At 39.8% G+C, this 16,309-nt stretch carries 19 protein-coding genes; 5 read left to right on the forward strand and 14 right to left on the reverse strand.

Annotated elements, in window-relative coordinates; all coding sequences use genetic code 11:
* Both ACOKFD_RS17245 and ACOKFD_RS17250 read right to left on the reverse strand, forming a co-directional pair.
* Entirely contained in the window at positions 1 to 492 is a 492-nt protein-coding gene (locus ACOKFD_RS17245; protein ID WP_422859041.1) for a dihydrofolate reductase, read from the reverse strand.
* On the reverse strand, positions 492 to 881 hold the full coding sequence (locus ACOKFD_RS17250) for a 2TM domain-containing protein (protein WP_299000677.1): 390 nt from the start codon (positions 879 to 881) through the stop codon (positions 492 to 494). The genes ACOKFD_RS17245 and ACOKFD_RS17250 overlap by 1 nt, the downstream gene beginning before the upstream one ends.
* Before the next feature lie 37 nt (positions 882 to 918).
* On the opposite strand from ACOKFD_RS17250, the gene ACOKFD_RS17255 reads away from it, so the two are divergent.
* On the forward strand, positions 919 to 2,019 hold the full coding sequence (locus ACOKFD_RS17255; protein ID WP_422859042.1) for an aminotransferase class V-fold PLP-dependent enzyme: 1,101 nt from the start codon (positions 919 to 921) through the stop codon (positions 2,017 to 2,019).
* Between the two features lie 158 nt (positions 2,020 to 2,177).
* Complete coding sequence (locus ACOKFD_RS17260; RefSeq protein WP_299000598.1) at positions 2,178 to 2,474, forward strand: isoamylase early set domain-containing protein; 297 nt, start codon at positions 2,178 to 2,180, stop codon at positions 2,472 to 2,474.
* 26 nt (positions 2,475 to 2,500) lie between these two features.
* Here ACOKFD_RS17260 and ACOKFD_RS17265 read toward each other — a convergent pair whose 3' ends face one another.
* Genes ACOKFD_RS17265 through ACOKFD_RS17285 form a run of 5 tightly spaced genes read right to left on the reverse strand, consistent with a single transcriptional unit; the run spans position 2,501 to position 7,185 of the window.
* Entirely contained in the window at positions 2,501 to 2,782 is a 282-nt protein-coding gene (locus ACOKFD_RS17265) for a DUF427 domain-containing protein (protein WP_299000597.1), read from the reverse strand.
* A gap of 3 nt (positions 2,783 to 2,785) precedes the next feature.
* Positions 2,786 to 3,754, reverse strand: coding sequence for an L-histidine N(alpha)-methyltransferase (locus ACOKFD_RS17270; protein ID WP_422859043.1), 969 nt, complete (start codon positions 3,752 to 3,754; stop codon positions 2,786 to 2,788).
* A gap of 15 nt (positions 3,755 to 3,769) precedes the next feature.
* Positions 3,770 to 4,930, reverse strand: a complete 1,161-nt coding sequence (gene egtB / locus ACOKFD_RS17275) for an ergothioneine biosynthesis protein EgtB (RefSeq protein ID WP_422859044.1) — start codon at positions 4,928 to 4,930, stop codon at positions 3,770 to 3,772.
* Between the two features lie 38 nt (positions 4,931 to 4,968).
* On the reverse strand, positions 4,969 to 6,462 hold the full coding sequence (locus ACOKFD_RS17280) for a sensor histidine kinase (RefSeq protein ID WP_422859045.1): 1,494 nt from the start codon (positions 6,460 to 6,462) through the stop codon (positions 4,969 to 4,971).
* A 9-nt stretch (positions 6,463 to 6,471) separates the two neighbouring features.
* Positions 6,472 to 7,185, reverse strand: coding sequence for a response regulator transcription factor (locus ACOKFD_RS17285; RefSeq protein WP_422859046.1), 714 nt, complete (start codon positions 7,183 to 7,185; stop codon positions 6,472 to 6,474).
* A gap of 227 nt (positions 7,186 to 7,412) precedes the next feature.
* Between ACOKFD_RS17285 and ACOKFD_RS17290 the strand changes: the two genes are divergently transcribed.
* The 3 genes from ACOKFD_RS17290 to ACOKFD_RS17300 all read left to right on the forward strand — a co-directional run bounded on the left by ACOKFD_RS17290 (position 7,413) and on the right by ACOKFD_RS17300 (position 11,838).
* A complete protein-coding gene (locus ACOKFD_RS17290; RefSeq protein WP_422859047.1) occupies positions 7,413 to 8,837 on the forward strand; it encodes a hypothetical protein in 1,425 nt (474 codons plus the stop codon).
* 172 nt (positions 8,838 to 9,009) lie between these two features.
* Positions 9,010 to 11,556 (forward strand): TonB-dependent receptor, encoded by a 2,547-nt coding sequence (locus ACOKFD_RS17295; RefSeq protein WP_422859048.1) that lies wholly within the window; start codon positions 9,010 to 9,012, stop codon positions 11,554 to 11,556.
* Between the two features lie 87 nt (positions 11,557 to 11,643).
* A complete protein-coding gene (locus ACOKFD_RS17300; RefSeq protein ID WP_422859049.1) occupies positions 11,644 to 11,838 on the forward strand; it encodes a hypothetical protein in 195 nt (64 codons plus the stop codon).
* Positions 11,839 to 11,866: 28 nt separating this feature from the next.
* Here the strand turns inward: ACOKFD_RS17300 and ACOKFD_RS17305 are convergent, their stop codons facing one another.
* From ACOKFD_RS17305 to ACOKFD_RS17335, 7 genes are all read right to left on the reverse strand, one after another.
* Entirely contained in the window at positions 11,867 to 12,499 is a 633-nt protein-coding gene (locus ACOKFD_RS17305; RefSeq protein WP_422859050.1) for a hypothetical protein, read from the reverse strand.
* 93 nt (positions 12,500 to 12,592) lie between these two features.
* Complete coding sequence (locus ACOKFD_RS17310) at positions 12,593 to 13,243, reverse strand: lysostaphin resistance A-like protein (RefSeq protein ID WP_422859051.1); 651 nt, start codon at positions 13,241 to 13,243, stop codon at positions 12,593 to 12,595.
* Positions 13,244 to 13,356: 113 nt separating this feature from the next.
* Positions 13,357 to 14,184: a LytR/AlgR family response regulator transcription factor gene (locus ACOKFD_RS17315; RefSeq protein WP_422859052.1), complete on the reverse strand. Its 828-nt coding sequence runs from the start codon at positions 14,182 to 14,184 to the stop codon at positions 13,357 to 13,359.
* 87 nt (positions 14,185 to 14,271) lie between these two features.
* Positions 14,272 to 14,892, reverse strand: coding sequence for a MarR family winged helix-turn-helix transcriptional regulator (locus ACOKFD_RS17320; RefSeq protein ID WP_422859053.1), 621 nt, complete (start codon positions 14,890 to 14,892; stop codon positions 14,272 to 14,274).
* A gap of 49 nt (positions 14,893 to 14,941) precedes the next feature.
* Positions 14,942 to 15,205 carry a DUF2024 family protein gene (locus ACOKFD_RS17325; RefSeq protein WP_422859054.1) on the reverse strand — a complete coding sequence of 88 codons (264 nt, stop codon included), beginning with the start codon at positions 15,203 to 15,205 and terminating at the stop codon, positions 14,942 to 14,944.
* 1 nt (position 15,206) lies between these two features.
* Positions 15,207 to 15,932 carry a hypothetical protein gene (locus ACOKFD_RS17330; protein ID WP_422859055.1) on the reverse strand — a complete coding sequence of 242 codons (726 nt, stop codon included), beginning with the start codon at positions 15,930 to 15,932 and terminating at the stop codon, positions 15,207 to 15,209.
* Between the two features lie 62 nt (positions 15,933 to 15,994).
* The gene (locus ACOKFD_RS17335; RefSeq protein ID WP_422859056.1) at positions 15,995 to 16,228 is read right to left on the reverse strand and encodes a thioredoxin family protein; all 234 of its coding nucleotides are present in this window, start codon (positions 16,226 to 16,228) and stop codon (positions 15,995 to 15,997) included.
* Positions 16,229 to 16,309 lie beyond the last annotated feature (81 nt).

Raw genomic sequence — 16,309 nt, forward strand, 5'->3', positions numbered from 1 at the left:
CTATTTTCTTTTAAAGGTCTGATAGGTAAAATCAAATTTATGACGATCATCCTTTGGATGGAATTCTTCATGTATCAACTCCCAATCAGCAGTACCTATTTCAGGAAAAAAAGTATCTGCTTTAAAAGTGCTGTGTATTCGAGTAAGTTCTATTGAAGTTGCAATTGCCATGGACTGTTTGTAGATTTCACCGCCACCTATAATGAAGGCCCGCTCATTTTCTCCAATTAATGCAATTGCATCTTCAAGGGAATGGGTTACCAAACTAGGAAATTTTGGGGTATAGGTGGTATCTCGGGTAATAACAATATGCTCTCGGTTAGGCAAGGCTTTTGGAAAGCTTTCCAGTGTTTTTCGACCCATGATAATTTTATTCCCCGAGGTCAAGGCTTTAAAACGTTTAAAATCATCTGGGAGATGCCAAGGTAAATCGTTGTTTATACCCAAGGCGTTGTTTTCCCCGGCAGCGGCTATAATAATAAGTTCCTGCACTAGTCTTTTTTTTTATTGATGGAAGATAACGGAAAGTCGGTTTCAATTTCCTTTTGTATCTCAGCAATACGTTTTTTCTGTTTGGCCACAAGAATTTCCCTTTGCTTACGCTCCCAATCTTGTCCCATAAATTTATGGGTCACAAAAACGTTAAAGGCATGTAGTACAAACAGGAAAGCCCAAAGGAGTATTGCCCAAACGAACCAATCGTATTGTTCCCCGTACTTTAGTATTTTGTTGATCAATACCAAGAATACGCTGCCAATCAGAAAGATTACAAAATGGGAGAAGAGACGTTTTTTTTGCGTTACCCGCTTTTGCGCATATTCCAAAAGTTCATGCTGTTCATGGTCAACCGGATTGGATTTCTTTTTTCGAAAGGAGAGCATGGGAATGGCTATCTTTAGCAACAAAGATAATTGAATTGTGAGCAATACTTCTGAAATTGAAAAGCTAAGGAAAAAATTTCCTGTGCTTCAAGAATGCATTTATGCCAACACAGCTGCCACTGGACTTCTTAGTACGGATTTGTTTGAATGGCGAAGGGCGCATGATCAAGAGTACCTGCTGGGGGGGAGCCACATGAAACAAAAAAGTTTTGAAAATACACATTACATAAATCAAACTGTTGGGGATTTTTTTGGATGTAAAAAGGAAAACGTAGCGTTGATTCCCAACTTTTCCATTGCGTTGAACTTGCTTCTTGAGGGATTGCCGAAAAATCAGAATGTGTTGCTTTTAAAGGATGACTACCCATCTTTGAATTGGGTCTTTGAAACAAGAAACTATAAAAGGATATATCTAAATATTGACGAAAAACTTGAGGAAAAAATATATGAAACTATAAAAGGAAATGACATTGATATCTTGGCGCTAAGCGTGATTCAATGGATAAACGGAATAAAAGTAGATTTAGATTTTCTTAAACGACTTAAAAACGAGTTTCCAGACCTTATGATAATAGCTGATGGAACCCAATTCTGCGGCACACAAGAATTTGACTTTGAAAATTCAGGAATTGATGTTTTAGGAGCCAGCACTTATAAATGGTTACTATCCGGTTATGGCAATGCCTTTGTTTTGGTAAAAGACCAAATCAAGAAAAGGTTTAATCTCAAGTCCATTGGCAATGGTTCCGTAGATAGGGATATTACCAAAAGAAATTCCATTCCATTTTGCAAACATCTTGAACCTGGTCACTTAGATTCGCTTAATTTTGGAAGTCTGCAGTTTTCTTTGAAGTTTCTTCAGGGTGTTGGATTGGATAAAATAGAAGAACATCTAAAAATATTATCTCAAAAGACCCATACCGAGTTTTCCAGATTAGGGCTTTTGGAGGACTCCGTTCAGTATAGAAAGGAGCATAGTACTATTTTCAATATTAAAGGAAATCAAGAGCTTTTTAACACTTTACAATCAAACGGTGTGGTCTGTGCGCTGCGAGGGGCAGGTATACGCCTAAGTTTTCATTTCTATAATACGGAAGATGAAGTAGATGCCATTGTGGATATTCTTCGGTCCAACTGACGAGAATCATATTTTCCAAAAAATAAATCGGCTATTTTGCCAAAATAAGGCAATTGTAAAGTTCATTTTATCAATATGATAAATCGACCTTAACTTATTGTAAATAAGAGGTTTTATATTTTGCTTTGCTGAATATTTTAAAAACAAAATTTAGTACCATGGCAATAAAGAAACAATACCTAAAAAGTAAGCCGATTTGTAAAGTAACTTTTACTGTTCCAGCTGAAGAAGCTAAGAAAGTAGCTGTAGTTGGAGACTTCAACAAGTGGAACCCAAAAGGAAGCACGTTGAAAAAACTAAAGAATGGAACCTTTAAGGGAACCTTTGATCTACCTAAAGAAAATTCCTTTGAGTTCCGTTATATCGTTGATGGAAACTATGTGAACGATGAGGCGGCAGATCGTTACCAATGGAACGATTTTGCTGGTACGGAAAATGCAGTGATTGAACTGTAACCAAAAATTTTGGTCACCATTGGGGACTATTCCTCAATGGTGACTCCTTTCCAAAAAGCTACTCTTCCTTTAATTCCCTTGGCTAACTCACTGGTCTCAGGATAGTACCAAGCGGCATCCGCATTTTGTTTGCCGTCCACATCCAGGGTGTAATAGGAGGCTACACCCTTCCAAGGACAAGTGGAATGCGTTTCACTAGATTTAAAGAATTCCTTTTTTAAACTTTCGGGAGGAAAATAGTGGTTGTTTTCTATAACCACAGTGTCATCGCTCTCGGCAATAACCGTATTGTTCCAAATGGCTTTCATGGTCTATTTTTTAAATACATAGTTTTTATAATTCTCTTCAGAATCAGAGAAGGAGGTGACAACGTTAAGGCCTGATTTTTCGGCCAACCATTCCACAACTTCATCATCATACTTTTGGGAAATTTCGGTATGTATGGTTTCCCACCGTTTCAGTCGAATATTGAGCTCCAAACTTTCAATATTGACTTCTTGAGCTTCTTTGGATACCAAATAGCTTTTAGCTGTTCCACTTTCAGGGTCATATACCTCCCAATGCAGAAAATTGTCCGTATTGAAGTTGCCGCCCATTTCCTTGTTTATTCGAGTAAGGACATTTTTATTGAAAGCCTCGGTAATTCCAGTCTTATCGTTGTAGGCATCCAAAATGACTTGGGGATGTTTTTTTTGGTCAAAGCCCATAAAAATAAGATCACCTTCGTTTATGGAGTCCCGCATGTTCTGAAGAAATTCAATGGCCATCGGATGTAATAGATTGCCAATATTGGAGCCTAAAAACAAAATCACCTTTCTTTTGCCATTGGTGTTTTCAATATCCCGAAGCGTTTCAAAATAAGTGCCTTGCAACGTATTGATGGTAATCTCTGGAATCTCTTTAATTATGGAGCCCTCCAATTGATCCAGCACATTTTGACTAATGTCAATAGGACGATAATCAAAATCGGCCTTTAAGTCAACCAACTGTTTCAATAAGACTTTGGTCTTTTTTCCATCACCAGCTCCTAACTCGAACAAACTAAAGGGAGAACCATCTTTTATAAAATGTTGAACAATCGCTTTTTTGTGTTCTTCAAAGATGTTGAACTCACAATTGGTAAGATAATACTCGGGCATGGCCATAATGTCCTGAAAAAGCTTATCCCCAATTTCATCATAAAAATATTTTGAAGATAAATATTTAGGATAGGTCGTTAGACCTTCATAGACTTCTTGCTCAAAAACTGAGGCAAAAGTTGGTATTTCCTTGTTTTGCATGTTTGTGTTTAGGATTTATCGAGCCAACCGGATTCCGGTAAACTGCCATCTCAAATTGGGGTGGAAAAAGTTTCGATACGTAAATCTTGTATGTTTCTCGGGTGTAGCAACAGAACCGCCACGGAGTACTTTTTGGCTGACCATAAACTTACCATTGTATTCGCCAAGAGCACCATCGGCCTTTTGATAATTGGGGTAGGGCAAGTAGGCACTTTCTGTCCATTCCCATCGCTTGCCCCAGGGATAAAAAGACTGTGCCGCCTCCCATTCAAACTCGGTAGGCAATCGCAAACCTTTCCATTGGGCGTAGGCAAAGGCTTCAAAATAAGAGACATGGGTTACAGGAGCATGTGCATTCACTTTTTCAAGACCTTTTGCTGTATAATGATGCCATTCACCATCAACTTTGTGCCAATATAAGGGAGCTTGTATCTGATTTTGTTGAACCCAATCCCAACCTTCTGCATGCCATAAATCAAAACGTTCATACCCACCAGCCTCTATAAATTGGATATATTCTTCGTTGGTTACCAGTTTATTCGATATTTCATAATCATGGAGGTAGACTTTATGCCTTCCCAGCTCATTGTCATAACAAAACTCCTCAGAATCATGTCCTATTTCATAAATTCCAGCCTGCATCTCAACCCAATATTGTTGATGGGTTTCTACCGGATGTTCCTGAAAAGTATTGGAATAGGGAGGTAACAATGGATTATTGCCCAAAATATATTTGATATCTGTGAGTAACAACTCTTGGTGCTGCTTTTCGTGATGTATCCCAATTTCAAGCAGAGTATTTAGATTTTTATCCTGATTCTGGGAAAAAAGCTTTTTGATTCCAGTTGTAACATAAGCCCGATATTCGTAAACCTTCTTTACGGATGGTCTGGAAAGATTCCCTCGGTCTGAACGAATTACTCTCTTTCCCACAGTCTCATAGTAGCTATTGAAGACAAAGGAAAAATCCTCATCAAATTGGACATAATCTGGACTATGGGGTTTAAGGATAAACTCCTCAAAAAACCAGGTTGTATGCCCCAAATGCCACTTAGGAGGACTTACATCGACCACAGGTTGGACTACGTAATCTTCGATTTCCAAGGGTTCACAAATGGTTTCAGAATGTTTACGGGTTTCCAAAAAGAAATCCAGTAAAGAATCGGTCAGAATCATAAACAGATTTTACTCTTTAAAGATACGGAATATTCGTATTAGCCTATAGTGTAAACGGGAAGACTAAAACTAAAAGCGGTACCCTCATTGGGTTTACTAAACACTTTAATCCTAGAGTTGTGAATTTCTATGATTTTACGAACAATGGCCAATCCAAGTCCAATACCCTCTTTTTGTTCCCCGGTTTTGGTTTGTCGGTATCTTTCAAAAATCAAGCTTTGATTTTCTTTTTTGATACCTGGGCCTGAATCTTGGATGATCACTTCCACATTTTGCCCCTCTACTTCAATGCTTACTGTGACTTTACCACCTTCTGGGGTAAATTTTAAAGCATTGTCCATTAAGTTCTGTATAGCACGTTCCACCAGAGAAATATCGGCAAAGACAAGCGGAATGTTCTCTTTCATGGAAAGTTTAAGTTCTATGTTCTTTTGCAGTGCCAGAATCATATAGTTCCTGTGAATATCATTCGCCAGTTCACTAATCAAGAAGGGTTCTTTTTCGGGTTCTATTTGGTTGGCTTCCAACTTGGAATACTCAAAAAGCTGTGCAACCAGCTTGGAAAGCCGCTCGCTACTCTTGGCCACGCGCTGCAAATACTCGTTTCGTTCTTCTTTGGAAAGCTCAGCATCTTTCATGTGTAAGGTTTCGATATACCCTTGGATTATGGCAAGCGGAGTGCGTAAATCGTGGGAAATATTGGCAATCAGGTCGCGACGTAATTGCTCTACTGATTTCAATTTTTCGATATCCGAAAGTATGGTATCCGCCATGTGATTGTATGTTGTAGCCACGTTGGCCAAGTCTGTTTGCTCTGCATTTTCAATACGATATTGTAAATCCCCCTGTTGGAATCTTTTGGCAGCATAAATAATTTTACGCAAACTTCGGGTCAAGTACCAGATGGCCAAAACACCAAGTAGTGTGGCGAAAACGAGAGTTAACAAAGAGCCTCCAAGACCCAAACGCATAAAATAGCTATTGAACAAATCACTTCTTGTAGCCAAAAAATCTTCACCGGCCAAAACAATATATACGTAGCCTTCACGGCCCTCCGAATTGAACTTCGCTGCTGAAAAAATGGTTTGTTGACTCAGGTCCTTGGGGTCATCACCCAATGTGTACGATGCACCATCTTCTGCGATAAACCTTTGAATGGGTTCAAGGCTCACCTTTTTTTGTTGGGTTTCCGGAGCATCATGGTCTAAGACTACTGAATACTGTACATTTCCCTGTACATCCAATAGATAGACTTCAATGGCTCGGTTTACGGCCATCATATCGTGCATAATATCTCCAAAAAGTGCTTTGTTCACTTCGCCCGACTCCATAAAGGGGCGATTATTTTTAAATTTCTCTTCAATAAGATCTTTAGCTAGATTGGCATGGAGGCGTTGGGTGGTCTCGTAAAAGTATTTGTTGGATAAATAAATGGAAGTAATGGTATAACCGATTCCAGCCAGTAAAAGAATGGCCAAAAATGAAAGCGATAATTTGATGACAAATCGAGTGGTAAGAATATTGTTCTTCATATGCTATTTTTAGCTTCCCACAAGATCTTCGTTGAATTTATATCCAACGCCCCATGTGGTAAGTATAAACTTGGGATTGCTCATATCGGGTTCTATTTTGGACCTGAGCCGATTTATATGGGAATTCACCGTATGTTCGTATCCCTTAAAATCATACCCCCAAATCATATTTAGTAACTGGGTACGATCATAACTTTTGCCGGGATTGGATGATAGAAGTACCAATAATTCGAATTCCTTGGGGGAGAGTTCAATCTTTTTACCATCCAGAAGCACTTTTCGCATTTCAATGTTAATGGACAACATATCGAACTCGATCAATTTTGGATCTTGGTTCTTAGCGGGTATACTGTCATCCATCTTTTGTCTCCTAAAAATGGCCTTTACCCTTGCTATAAATTCTCGAACACTGAATGGCTTGGTCAAGTAGTCATCGGCACCAACTTCTAATCCCAAGACCTTATCAATCTCTTCAGAACGGGCTGTAAGCATCATAATGGGAGAGGTAATATTGTTTGCCCTAACTTTTTGGCACACTTCGATGCCATCTATCTCGGGCAACATCACATCCAAAATAATCAAATCCGGATTTTCATTAATGGCTTTCCTCAGCCCTTCAGCACCATTGGAGCTGGTCAAGACCTTGCAGCCTAAATCCTTTAAGTGAATTTCTAAAAGATGAATGATTTCGGCATCATCCTCAACAATCAATACCTTTTTCATGACATAACGAATTAAGTGGTAAAGTATCACGAAATGTTCACCGATGTTTCGGGATTTTGAACAGGATACTTCTATAAAAGTCCATTTTTATTGAAAATCTTTACAAATACAAGCTGTTTTTATGGTAACCTATTGAAAATGAAAGAGTAATGAATGTTGATTTTTATGTGATACTTCTGCAATGAATCGCATATTTCTTTGTGATTCTAACTAAAAGAACACATACAATGAACCACTTAAAATCTTTTTTATCCTTGTTGGGTCTTGGGATTATCCTGACCTCATGTAATAAAGGGGAAACAGACGACACCCCTGTAGAACTGAATGCAGGTACCCTATCAGGGGGACCTTATACTTTTGTTGTAGATGGAATTCCCGATATGGTAACTACAATTTCATTGGATGCCAGTAATCTACTTGGTAGTAATAGGACCTATGTAATTACGGATAATTCCAATAACATTTTAGGCATTCCTCCAACTTTGGATGCCGTTAGGGGTGTTGATTTTGACGAGGCAGGAGCTGGTACTTGCTACATTTATCATTTAATATATGAGAATGGATTGACAGGTCTCGAAGCAGGTGCAAACTTAGATGATTTAGAAGGCCTGTTTGACCTTTCCAATTTTGTAATCGTACAGCGTGATGGTCTTAATGCTGGCACACTTTCTGGCGGCCCTTATGAGTTTGTAGTTGATGGGATTCCTGATATGGTAAGTACTATCGCTTTGGATGATTCGACTCTTATAGGTGACGCTCAGACCTATGTTATCACAGACGATTCCAAGAATATTCTGGGCATACCGCCAACTTTGGAAGCAGTAATGGGCGTTGATTTTGATGCAGCAGGTGTGGGATCTTGCTATATCTTTCATTTAACATATTCTGGTGAACTTTCTGGCTTGGAAGGCGGGCAGAACTTGAATGACCTTAGTGGTAATTTCGCTTTATCCAATTTTGTGGTAGTGAACCGAAATCCTTTGAATGCGGGAGCACTCTCTGGAGGTCCTTATAATTTTGTTGTGGATGGCACTCCAGATATGGTAAATACCATCGCTTTGGACGATTCAGAATTGAACGGAGCCAAACAAACCTATGTAATTACAGATGATTCAAAGAACATATTGGGTATTCCTCCAACCTTGGAAGCCGTGATGGGTGTCGATTTTGATGATGCGGGAGTTGGCTCATGTTATATTTTCCATGTAACCTTTACTGGAGAACTCTCTGGATTGACAGGTGGTGAAAATCTCAATAACCTGTCTGGTAATTTTGCCTTGTCAAACTTTGTGGTGGTAAACCGAAATCCTTTGCATGCCGGAAAAATAAGTGGCGGTCCGTTTACTTTTAAGGTAGATGGAAAACCAGATATGGTAAGTGGAATTCGTTTGGATAACTCAAAACTGAACGGAAGTATCCAAAGATGGGTTATTACAGATGATCAAAACAATATATTGGGCTTACCGCCAACGCTTGAAGCAGTGGAAGGTGTGGATTTTGACGAAGCGGGCGTTGGGGTATGCCTTATCTGGCACATTACTTACGAAGAAGGACTACAAGGTCTTACACAAGGTAACAATCTTTTATCTGGATTGGAAGGTTTTTATGCGGTCTCCAATTCCATTCGGGTAACGCGTGAAGCACCACATTAATAAACATGAAAAAGAGAATTTTTGAATTAGTTCATTTGACCGACTCAAGAAAATAGCCCGGACGGACGTCCGGGCTATTTTTTTAACTTTTTTGATTTTTGACATCTCAATGATTAGCTTTTTTTGAGTATAATTCTTAAATTCTTGCATCTAAATTTTCACTGCTAGACTCATGAAAAAGCCGCTCCTACTTTCACTATTGGTGATTCCCTTATTTGTCCAGACCTTGATTTCCCAGAACGGAGAGACTCCGGCCCGGGCCATTTCAAAAGGGCTCAGTGCATACAAGACCATATTGTCCCCCGAGAAGATTTTCATCAATACGGATAAATCCCACTATTCCCAAGACGAGACCATTTGGACAAGTGTCTATCTAGTGGACGGTATTGGCCATACCAAGAGTCCGAAGAGTAAAGTAGTCTATCTTGAAGTGGTTGACGAGAACGGAAACGTGATGTCAAAGAAAAAGGGCTTTGCGGAACAGCTGATATGTTCGATGAGCTTCCATATCCATAGAAACACACCGGATGGGGTATACACAATTCGGGCCTATACGAAGTATATGCAGAAGGATTTGGAATCCTTTGGTTATGAGCGGAAGATATATATTGGAGATGTGGATTTGCCTTTAGATGCAGCTTCCAGTGGGCAGAAAGAGGAACATCAGGATGAGGACAGGGATGTGGAACTGTCCTTTTATCCAGAGGGAGGCCAATTGGTATATGGAATTCTGGGCGAGGTTGTGATCAAATCCTTGGATGCTGCAGGAAAACCGACGGAGGTCAAGGGCGAGGTGGTCAACAATCTTGGGAATGTGGTCACCACTTTCGATACCGGAAAATACGGACTTGCCAAATGTGCCTTTACCCCTGAGACCGGAAATACATATTTTGCCAGATTTAATAGGCAAGACAACACTTGGGAGCAAAGTCTTCCATCCATCGCTAGAGATGGACATACGCTCAGTTTGGAGAATATGGGTGGGGACTTGGTCATTAAGGCCGAGACGACAGTGCCCGAAGGTTTGGACGGAACCACTATGGTGGGCCATGTGAGGGGCGATAGTTTTCTTTGGTTTCAGGGTGATGAGACCCACGGTTCCAAGTATGTCGTTCGTGTCCCCACGGATCAAATGCAGGACGGTATTGCCCATGTCACTTTGTTTGACGGCAAGGGACAGGCGGTTTGCGAACGTTTGGCATATGTCCAGAACCCGGTGAACACAACCAAGCTTTCATTTTCCAGCACGAAAAAAGGTTCGGACGGAGAATGGTCGCTGGACTTTGAGCTTACCGATGAAAAGGGGATACCTTCAAAGGGTAACTTTTCCATCAGTGTTTTGGAGACCAACGCCAATGGTAACAAAAGGACTGACGACAACAATATTGAAAATTGGCTTGAGCTGTATTCGGACTATGGCATGTCGCATCAAGTTAATGAGGTGCTGAAGGAAGAGGATGCCGTCCGGCGCAGAAACATCTTGGATGCCTTGATGATAAGCAGTGACTGGAAAAGGTTCTCTTGGGATGATATTTCCCAAAAAACAGCGATTGAAGAATATCTGACACCGGAGAAGGGTATTTTTATCAGTGGGAGAACGGAATCCTTGGGCAAGAAAAGGAAAGGAGTTCCCTCCATGGTGTCTCTGGAATTTTTGGGCGGAGAAATATTCCAAACTAAAGGGCAGACCGATGAAGAGGGCAGGTTCGTCTTTGGTCCATTTGACTTCAAGGACAGTATTTCCATGGTGCTCAAGGCCTCCCGTCTCAAAGGACGCAGTCAATTTGCAAAACAGCAGGTGGTCATTGTTCTGGAAGAGGAACCAGAGTTCTCATGGCCAAATGAAAAGGAAGAACTGGATGATGAAAGTACAGAAAAACGAAAAGCGGACAAAGCGCAGGATCAGGTCCGTACGGCCCAGTCCGATCCATCACCCGTGGATGCCTATGATTTTGAGACGGGCAAAAAGATAACCCTGCTCAATGAGGTGGTGGTCACACAGAAAAAAAAGGCCAAAAATGAACTGATAGCGGAGCAGATTAAAAAGCTGACACCCATATATAGCACTCCTACCAGTAGGATATTTGCGGATTCCCTCCCGCAGAACGGGATAAACACGGTAATAAATATTTTGAGATTTATGCCAGGTGTTCAAGTGAGAAGAGGACGAGATGGTCAAGACTTGGTACAAATACGAGGTCTAAACAGCTTTAGATCATCTAATTCTCCACTTTTCTTGATTGATGGCATTAGGGTGGATTTACAGGCAATTGCAAGTATGCCTATCTGGGATATCTTGATGGTAGATGTGCTTAGTGGAGCGAATGCCAGCGCTTATGGAACTAGGGGCACCAATGGTGTAGTAGCTGTATATACACGCCGTGGGTCCGGATTCAATTACGAAGGAGGTGTCAAACCTGTCGGTGCTGATGGACGCCGGTCGCCCCATATTCTTACCCTGACCAAAAAAGGGTTTGACACCTCGGAACCTTTTGAAAGGGAAGAATGTGACCCTCCGGTTTTGGGGAAAGTGCCCTCTCCCTTGCCCAAAACAGTTCTGTGGGAACCTGATATTGAAATCTTTGGGAAAAAGCACAAGACACTGAACTTTTGTCCAGACGACTTGGCCGAAGGAAATTATGTTGTCCGGATTGTGGGGATTTCGGAGGATGGAAATCCCATCAGTGAAGAGTTTGTTTTGCCCAAAGCTGAATTCTAATATAACATCGGAATCTTTCTATGAAAAAGCTGTTCTGGTCCGATAGATAGGGCCACAAAATCCAAAAATTAGAATGAAATTTGGGGTATGGTCTCCAAGAAACAATTGGATAGTTTGACTCATTTAATTGAAGACATTTACGGCACGCCCGAAGTTCTAGCCCAGAAACTGGATTTGACGGTGGAAATGTTATTTTACTTGGAGGACAATGCGTTTACCAAAAGGGAGGTGCAAAACGTGGTGGCCGCGCTACGGGATGTAGTTGGGGTGTTGCGGAGATAATAGCTATTAGTTAGGTTACGAACTGAAGCTATTTTTCGCATGGTTTTTCATTCAACTTTATCCGACGAGCTAAATTCACAAGCTTCCTTCTGTATTTATTTTCTAAAGACAAGTCAATCATTGGAATACTAAGAGTCAACACTTGATTAAAACAAATAGTAGAAAGATGAATTTGTCCTTTTACCGTTTCTCCATCGTTGATATTCATGTTGTCAGTTAATTTATATTTCCAAAGAAGATATTTTCTAGAAGAAAAATTACCTGGCATCATTAGAACATCAGAAATGTTTACTTTCAATTCGTTTTTTATAAAGTCTAATTCATAGTTTAAGTACGCGTCTAAAATTTTTTCTGGTTCTGTAGAATCTATTTTTCTTAAATGCTTTGGTATTGGAATACTAATAGTTTGGATTATTATCCCATCTATGGATATGAAATGTTGGTTTTTTTGAACCCTTTGACTCCCTTCTATTTCTACTTCTTGAATTGTATTACCGACAAGTTTCAAAGTAAAGTGATTTTTATCGTCACAATAAAACAGCTCTCCATATCTATCATTCAAGATAAATCTTGAGAAAAAGCTATCTGATTCAATTTTCTGTCCAAAAGAAAATATGCAGAGAAAATAGAGAGATATAAGTATTGTCTTTTTTAGTATCATCTTCAACTTCAAGGAAAAAAGCAATTTGATAGAATAAATATAAAACCCATTTACATACTTCTAATCTATAATTAAACAAGAATTTGTAAATGACTAAATCCCATAATACATAAATACCAAGGCAATCGTATCAAAAAAACCGTGCAAAGCAATACAGAACCAGAGGTCGTACTTGCGGAAATAGAAGATGGTGGCCATGGTGACACCAATAATGCCTGTTATAATCTGGCCGGTAATACCTTGGTAGGCGTGTATCCAACCGAAGAGTGCTCCCAATAATACAATGTTCAAGACAATAACAACTCTGCTATCTCCAAAGAATTTGATAAACTGCCGCATTAGATACCCCCTAAACAAGATTTCTTCTCCAAATGCGGCAGAGGCCCAAACATAAACGAAAAGACCTAAAATAGCGGGCAGATTGCCTTTGTAGACTTCGAACTCAGAGAAATCTATGGGCTGGCCAGTTAGATAGGTAACCCCAGGTATTAGTACGTACAAGTATATTACAAACATTACTCCCGCAACCAGAGGGGCCACAACAAGAAGGTTTACGGCTTTTAATCTATGACGTTGGAACCCCAGAGAGGCAAATAATTCTTTTCCATATTCTATACGGCTAGCTATAATTACAATAAGCACTGCAAACAGTATTTGAAAATAGCCCAATACATATAGTGCGCAACATAAAAGAATAGCCACTACGGGCGTAAGTATGGATTTTAAAACGTTTGTTTTCATCATTTTTTGATTTTAGATTTTGAACAAAGAAATGATGGAGAAGCTAGCTTAGCATAAGAGAATCAACGCTTTTTGCCTGAATGGTATCAAAGAAATAGCTGAATGGTCAGCCTATTTCACAGTTTCTTTTCAAACCAATTCAAGAATTCCTGCTTTTTATAGCGGCTTATATTTATGTGTTGTGCTCTTTCCTGAGAAAGGTCAGACTTGAGTCGCACAGCGAGCTTACCGTTTTCTATAGCCTGTACTTGCTCAATAGCGGAGGCATGAAGTATGGTTTGTCTATTGGCTCTATAAAAACTATGGGCATTGATTTTGTCTTCAATTTCATTTAAAGTGAAATCTGTGAATACCGAACTGCCATCGGTTTTTACAATGTAGGCTATTTTGTTTTCTGTATAGACAAAGGCAATTTCATCATAATTGACCATCGTAATTTTACCGCCGTATTCCACTTTGAGTTTGCCTTCTATAGATGAGAATCGATACAGTTGGTACAGTTCTTTTGCGAATAAAATCGCAATGGAGATAACACTAATCAGCAGGGTTACACTGAGCCCTATGAGGAAGTAGTACAAACTATACCCATTAACGCTATCAACAATTCCAACAACAACCAAGTAAAACAGTCCGTAAAAAATGGATAAAAACCCTAGGGTAGACAACAAAAAACGTAAAAGTAGAGGTGTATTTATTTCTTGAACAAAATACCTTCTTTTAAAATAGTCAAAGTTCAATTTGGCAATGCAAATGATTGCAGCACCTAGAACTATTGAAATAAGAATGGAAAGCCAAGGAAATTTGTAAGACTCATTAAAGGGGAAGCTCTCCGGTTGGCCCAGATGGTTTGCTATGACAGCGATTACAACCAGGGCAATGCCGTTACTGACCCAAAAATTGGATAAGTTGAACTTTTTCGAGAGAAAGTCAATCAATGAACGCATTAACGGGTTGAATCTAAGTTTGCGGGAATATAAAGTACCCTTGCCCTAAAATACTAAAAAGCGATAATTTAAATCACTTCGATTCTTTTATGCGGTATGGGATGCAGGTTTCTCCTCAAACTCTGGGCAATCCAGTCGTATTTGGGTGGTGGTTAGCTTTTTTTGGAGCAGTTTGCAGTAATCGGTGTCCTTGTTTTTTTGGTAGAAGGTACATCCAAAGCACATGCGCTGTACGGTCAGAATACCAGTTCGGTTTAGTTTATAGATAAGCTCATTGATAGTGGTAGATAGGCTTTTCAATTGCTCTTGGTTAAAAGAGTCCAGCTGTTTTTTGAGAGGTGTTGCAAAATCGTGGGTTGTGGCCACCAGTTCTCGGCCTAAATCGGTCAAGAGAAGTGAATAGCTGCGGTTATCCGAAGAAGAGAAGTCTTTGGAGACCATCCCCTTTTTATCCAAGACACGAATGGCATCACTTATGGTAGGTTTGGTTACATTAAATTCCTTAGCCAGATGGCTCACATTGCACAAGTCCTGTTTGTGAAACGCAATGAAAATCAACATTTGAATTTGGATAGGACTTAAGCCTACCAATTTGGCTTTTTCCCACAAGAGCACCTTGAACACTTCTGAAATACGCTCAAGACCGGCCACAATCTTGCTTGAAATATCCTTTTCTTGTTGTTTCGGGTTAAATGTGCTGTTATCCATAAAAAAGGTCCCGTTGATGGACGGGACCAAGTTAGTAATCCTAATTAAATTATTGGCAATTCTCCATTTCTATTATAGTAAAGCCTTCGTTCTCAATTGAAGTGACCATTTCTTCCGTAGCATGCTCAATATGGCAGAACCTGCATTTCTTGGCAGAGAGTTCTCCTGTGGAAAATGGTTTGGTATCAAGGTACTTTTTTCCGAATCTGAAAATAGTCTCTTCTTCAGTAACGGTAATAGGTACGAGGATATCAAAATGCATGACTATACCATCGTTTCGGTTTACATAGGTGTCCCAAACGGATACTTTCATCTTATTGTTTTTTTACGGTATAGGGCAAGGATAGGTCACCACTTGCTATGCTATATACATCATAAACCCCCAGCATGGGTAAATCTTCCTTACTGGTGTTCACCTTCATGAATGCCGTAACACCGTCGTACTTAAAATCCGATTTGTTGTTCATTCTATAGTTGGGCACAACCACTTTCATGGTTTGCTGATGGGTGGTAACCGGATACCCTGGTGAATCCATATACATGGGCATTCCTGGATTGGTTGGGGGTAATACCACGGTTTCGTCCGCTTTTTTGAATTGTTTTACGGAAAGTCCACCGTCGACCCTATCGTCTTGGATCAATACCACCCAGTGTGGATGCCAAACTAGGCCGTCATTATCGAAAACGCTATCATTGTTTTCATCCCAAAGTGGTGTGTCGTCAAAATCAGGATGCGAAGTAAGCGCCAGAGCAACAATGCCCTCTGTTTCTCCAAAGCCTACATCAGTAGATTGTAGACTGGTAGGGAAAACATAGCCCAAAACGGGTGCGCCATCCAGTTGCCCCATTTTAGTAGGTGTGGTTTTTCCGGCGGTACCAAGAACTTCAATTTCCCAAACCGTAATGCCTAAATTGGTTTTACTGGTAACGCGGACATCCTTTATGGAGAAGTCGTCATTGTTGTATGGACTTTGTTGGGCACACGAGATTGTTGTGCCTAAAAGCATCGCTGCTGAAAGTAGTTGTAGTACTGATTTCATTGTTTTTGTTTTTAAATTCAATTTTAGATAATTAGGAATCCTAACTATAAGAATTAAAAAAATTAAGCTTTTATATCATCCATGGATGCACCAAAGTTGATGTGAAGGGGATTTCCGTTTGGAGTTACCAAAGCTGGTACAGATTTCACACCTGCATTTTCCGCTTCAGGGATTCTTGATTTGATTTCACCTATGTTCACAATTTCTACGTTTTCTGTTCCAATTAGGTTTACGATGTCTTGTTCTGCGCTGACACAGACCGGACAGCCTGCATGATAAAAAATTGATTTGTTCATTTTTAAATGTTTTTATGAATTAAAGATGAAACAAATATAGTAAGGAATCCTAACTAAATAATTGTTTTAAATAAATTTTAA

This window comes from Flagellimonas ulvae (genome assembly GCF_049333175.1).
In the GTDB taxonomy this organism is placed as follows: domain Bacteria; phylum Bacteroidota; class Bacteroidia; order Flavobacteriales; family Flavobacteriaceae; genus Flagellimonas.

Coding starts and splice junctions, on each gene's coding strand:
- ACOKFD_RS17250 (WP_299000677.1), bottom strand. CDS start 881: ATGCTCTCCTTTCGAAAAAAGAAATCCAATCCGGTTGACCATGAACAG.
- ACOKFD_RS17260 (WP_299000598.1), top strand. CDS start 2,178: ATGGCAATAAAGAAACAATACCTAAAAAGTAAGCCGATTTGTAAAGTA.
- ACOKFD_RS17265 (WP_299000597.1), bottom strand. CDS start 2,782: ATGAAAGCCATTTGGAACAATACGGTTATTGCCGAGAGCGATGACACT.
- ACOKFD_RS17270 (WP_422859043.1), bottom strand. CDS start 3,754: ATGCAAAACAAGGAAATACCAACTTTTGCCTCAGTTTTTGAGCAAGAA.
- egtB (WP_422859044.1), bottom strand. CDS start 4,930: ATGATTCTGACCGATTCTTTACTGGATTTCTTTTTGGAAACCCGTAAA.
- ACOKFD_RS17280 (WP_422859045.1), bottom strand. CDS start 6,462: ATGAAGAACAATATTCTTACCACTCGATTTGTCATCAAATTATCGCTT.
- ACOKFD_RS17285 (WP_422859046.1), bottom strand. CDS start 7,185: ATGAAAAAGGTATTGATTGTTGAGGATGATGCCGAAATCATTCATCTT.
- ACOKFD_RS17290 (WP_422859047.1), top strand. CDS start 7,413: ATGAACCACTTAAAATCTTTTTTATCCTTGTTGGGTCTTGGGATTATC.
- ACOKFD_RS17295 (WP_422859048.1), top strand. CDS start 9,010: ATGAAAAAGCCGCTCCTACTTTCACTATTGGTGATTCCCTTATTTGTC.
- ACOKFD_RS17300 (WP_422859049.1), top strand. CDS start 11,644: ATGGTCTCCAAGAAACAATTGGATAGTTTGACTCATTTAATTGAAGAC.
- ACOKFD_RS17305 (WP_422859050.1), bottom strand. CDS start 12,499: ATGATACTAAAAAAGACAATACTTATATCTCTCTATTTTCTCTGCATA.
- ACOKFD_RS17310 (WP_422859051.1), bottom strand. CDS start 13,243: ATGATGAAAACAAACGTTTTAAAATCCATACTTACGCCCGTAGTGGCT.
- ACOKFD_RS17315 (WP_422859052.1), bottom strand. CDS start 14,184: ATGCGTTCATTGATTGACTTTCTCTCGAAAAAGTTCAACTTATCCAAT.
- ACOKFD_RS17320 (WP_422859053.1), bottom strand. CDS start 14,892: ATGGATAACAGCACATTTAACCCGAAACAACAAGAAAAGGATATTTCA.
- ACOKFD_RS17325 (WP_422859054.1), bottom strand. CDS start 15,205: ATGAAAGTATCCGTTTGGGACACCTATGTAAACCGAAACGATGGTATA.
- ACOKFD_RS17330 (WP_422859055.1), bottom strand. CDS start 15,932: ATGAAATCAGTACTACAACTACTTTCAGCAGCGATGCTTTTAGGCACA.
- ACOKFD_RS17335 (WP_422859056.1), bottom strand. CDS start 16,228: ATGAACAAATCAATTTTTTATCATGCAGGCTGTCCGGTCTGTGTCAGC.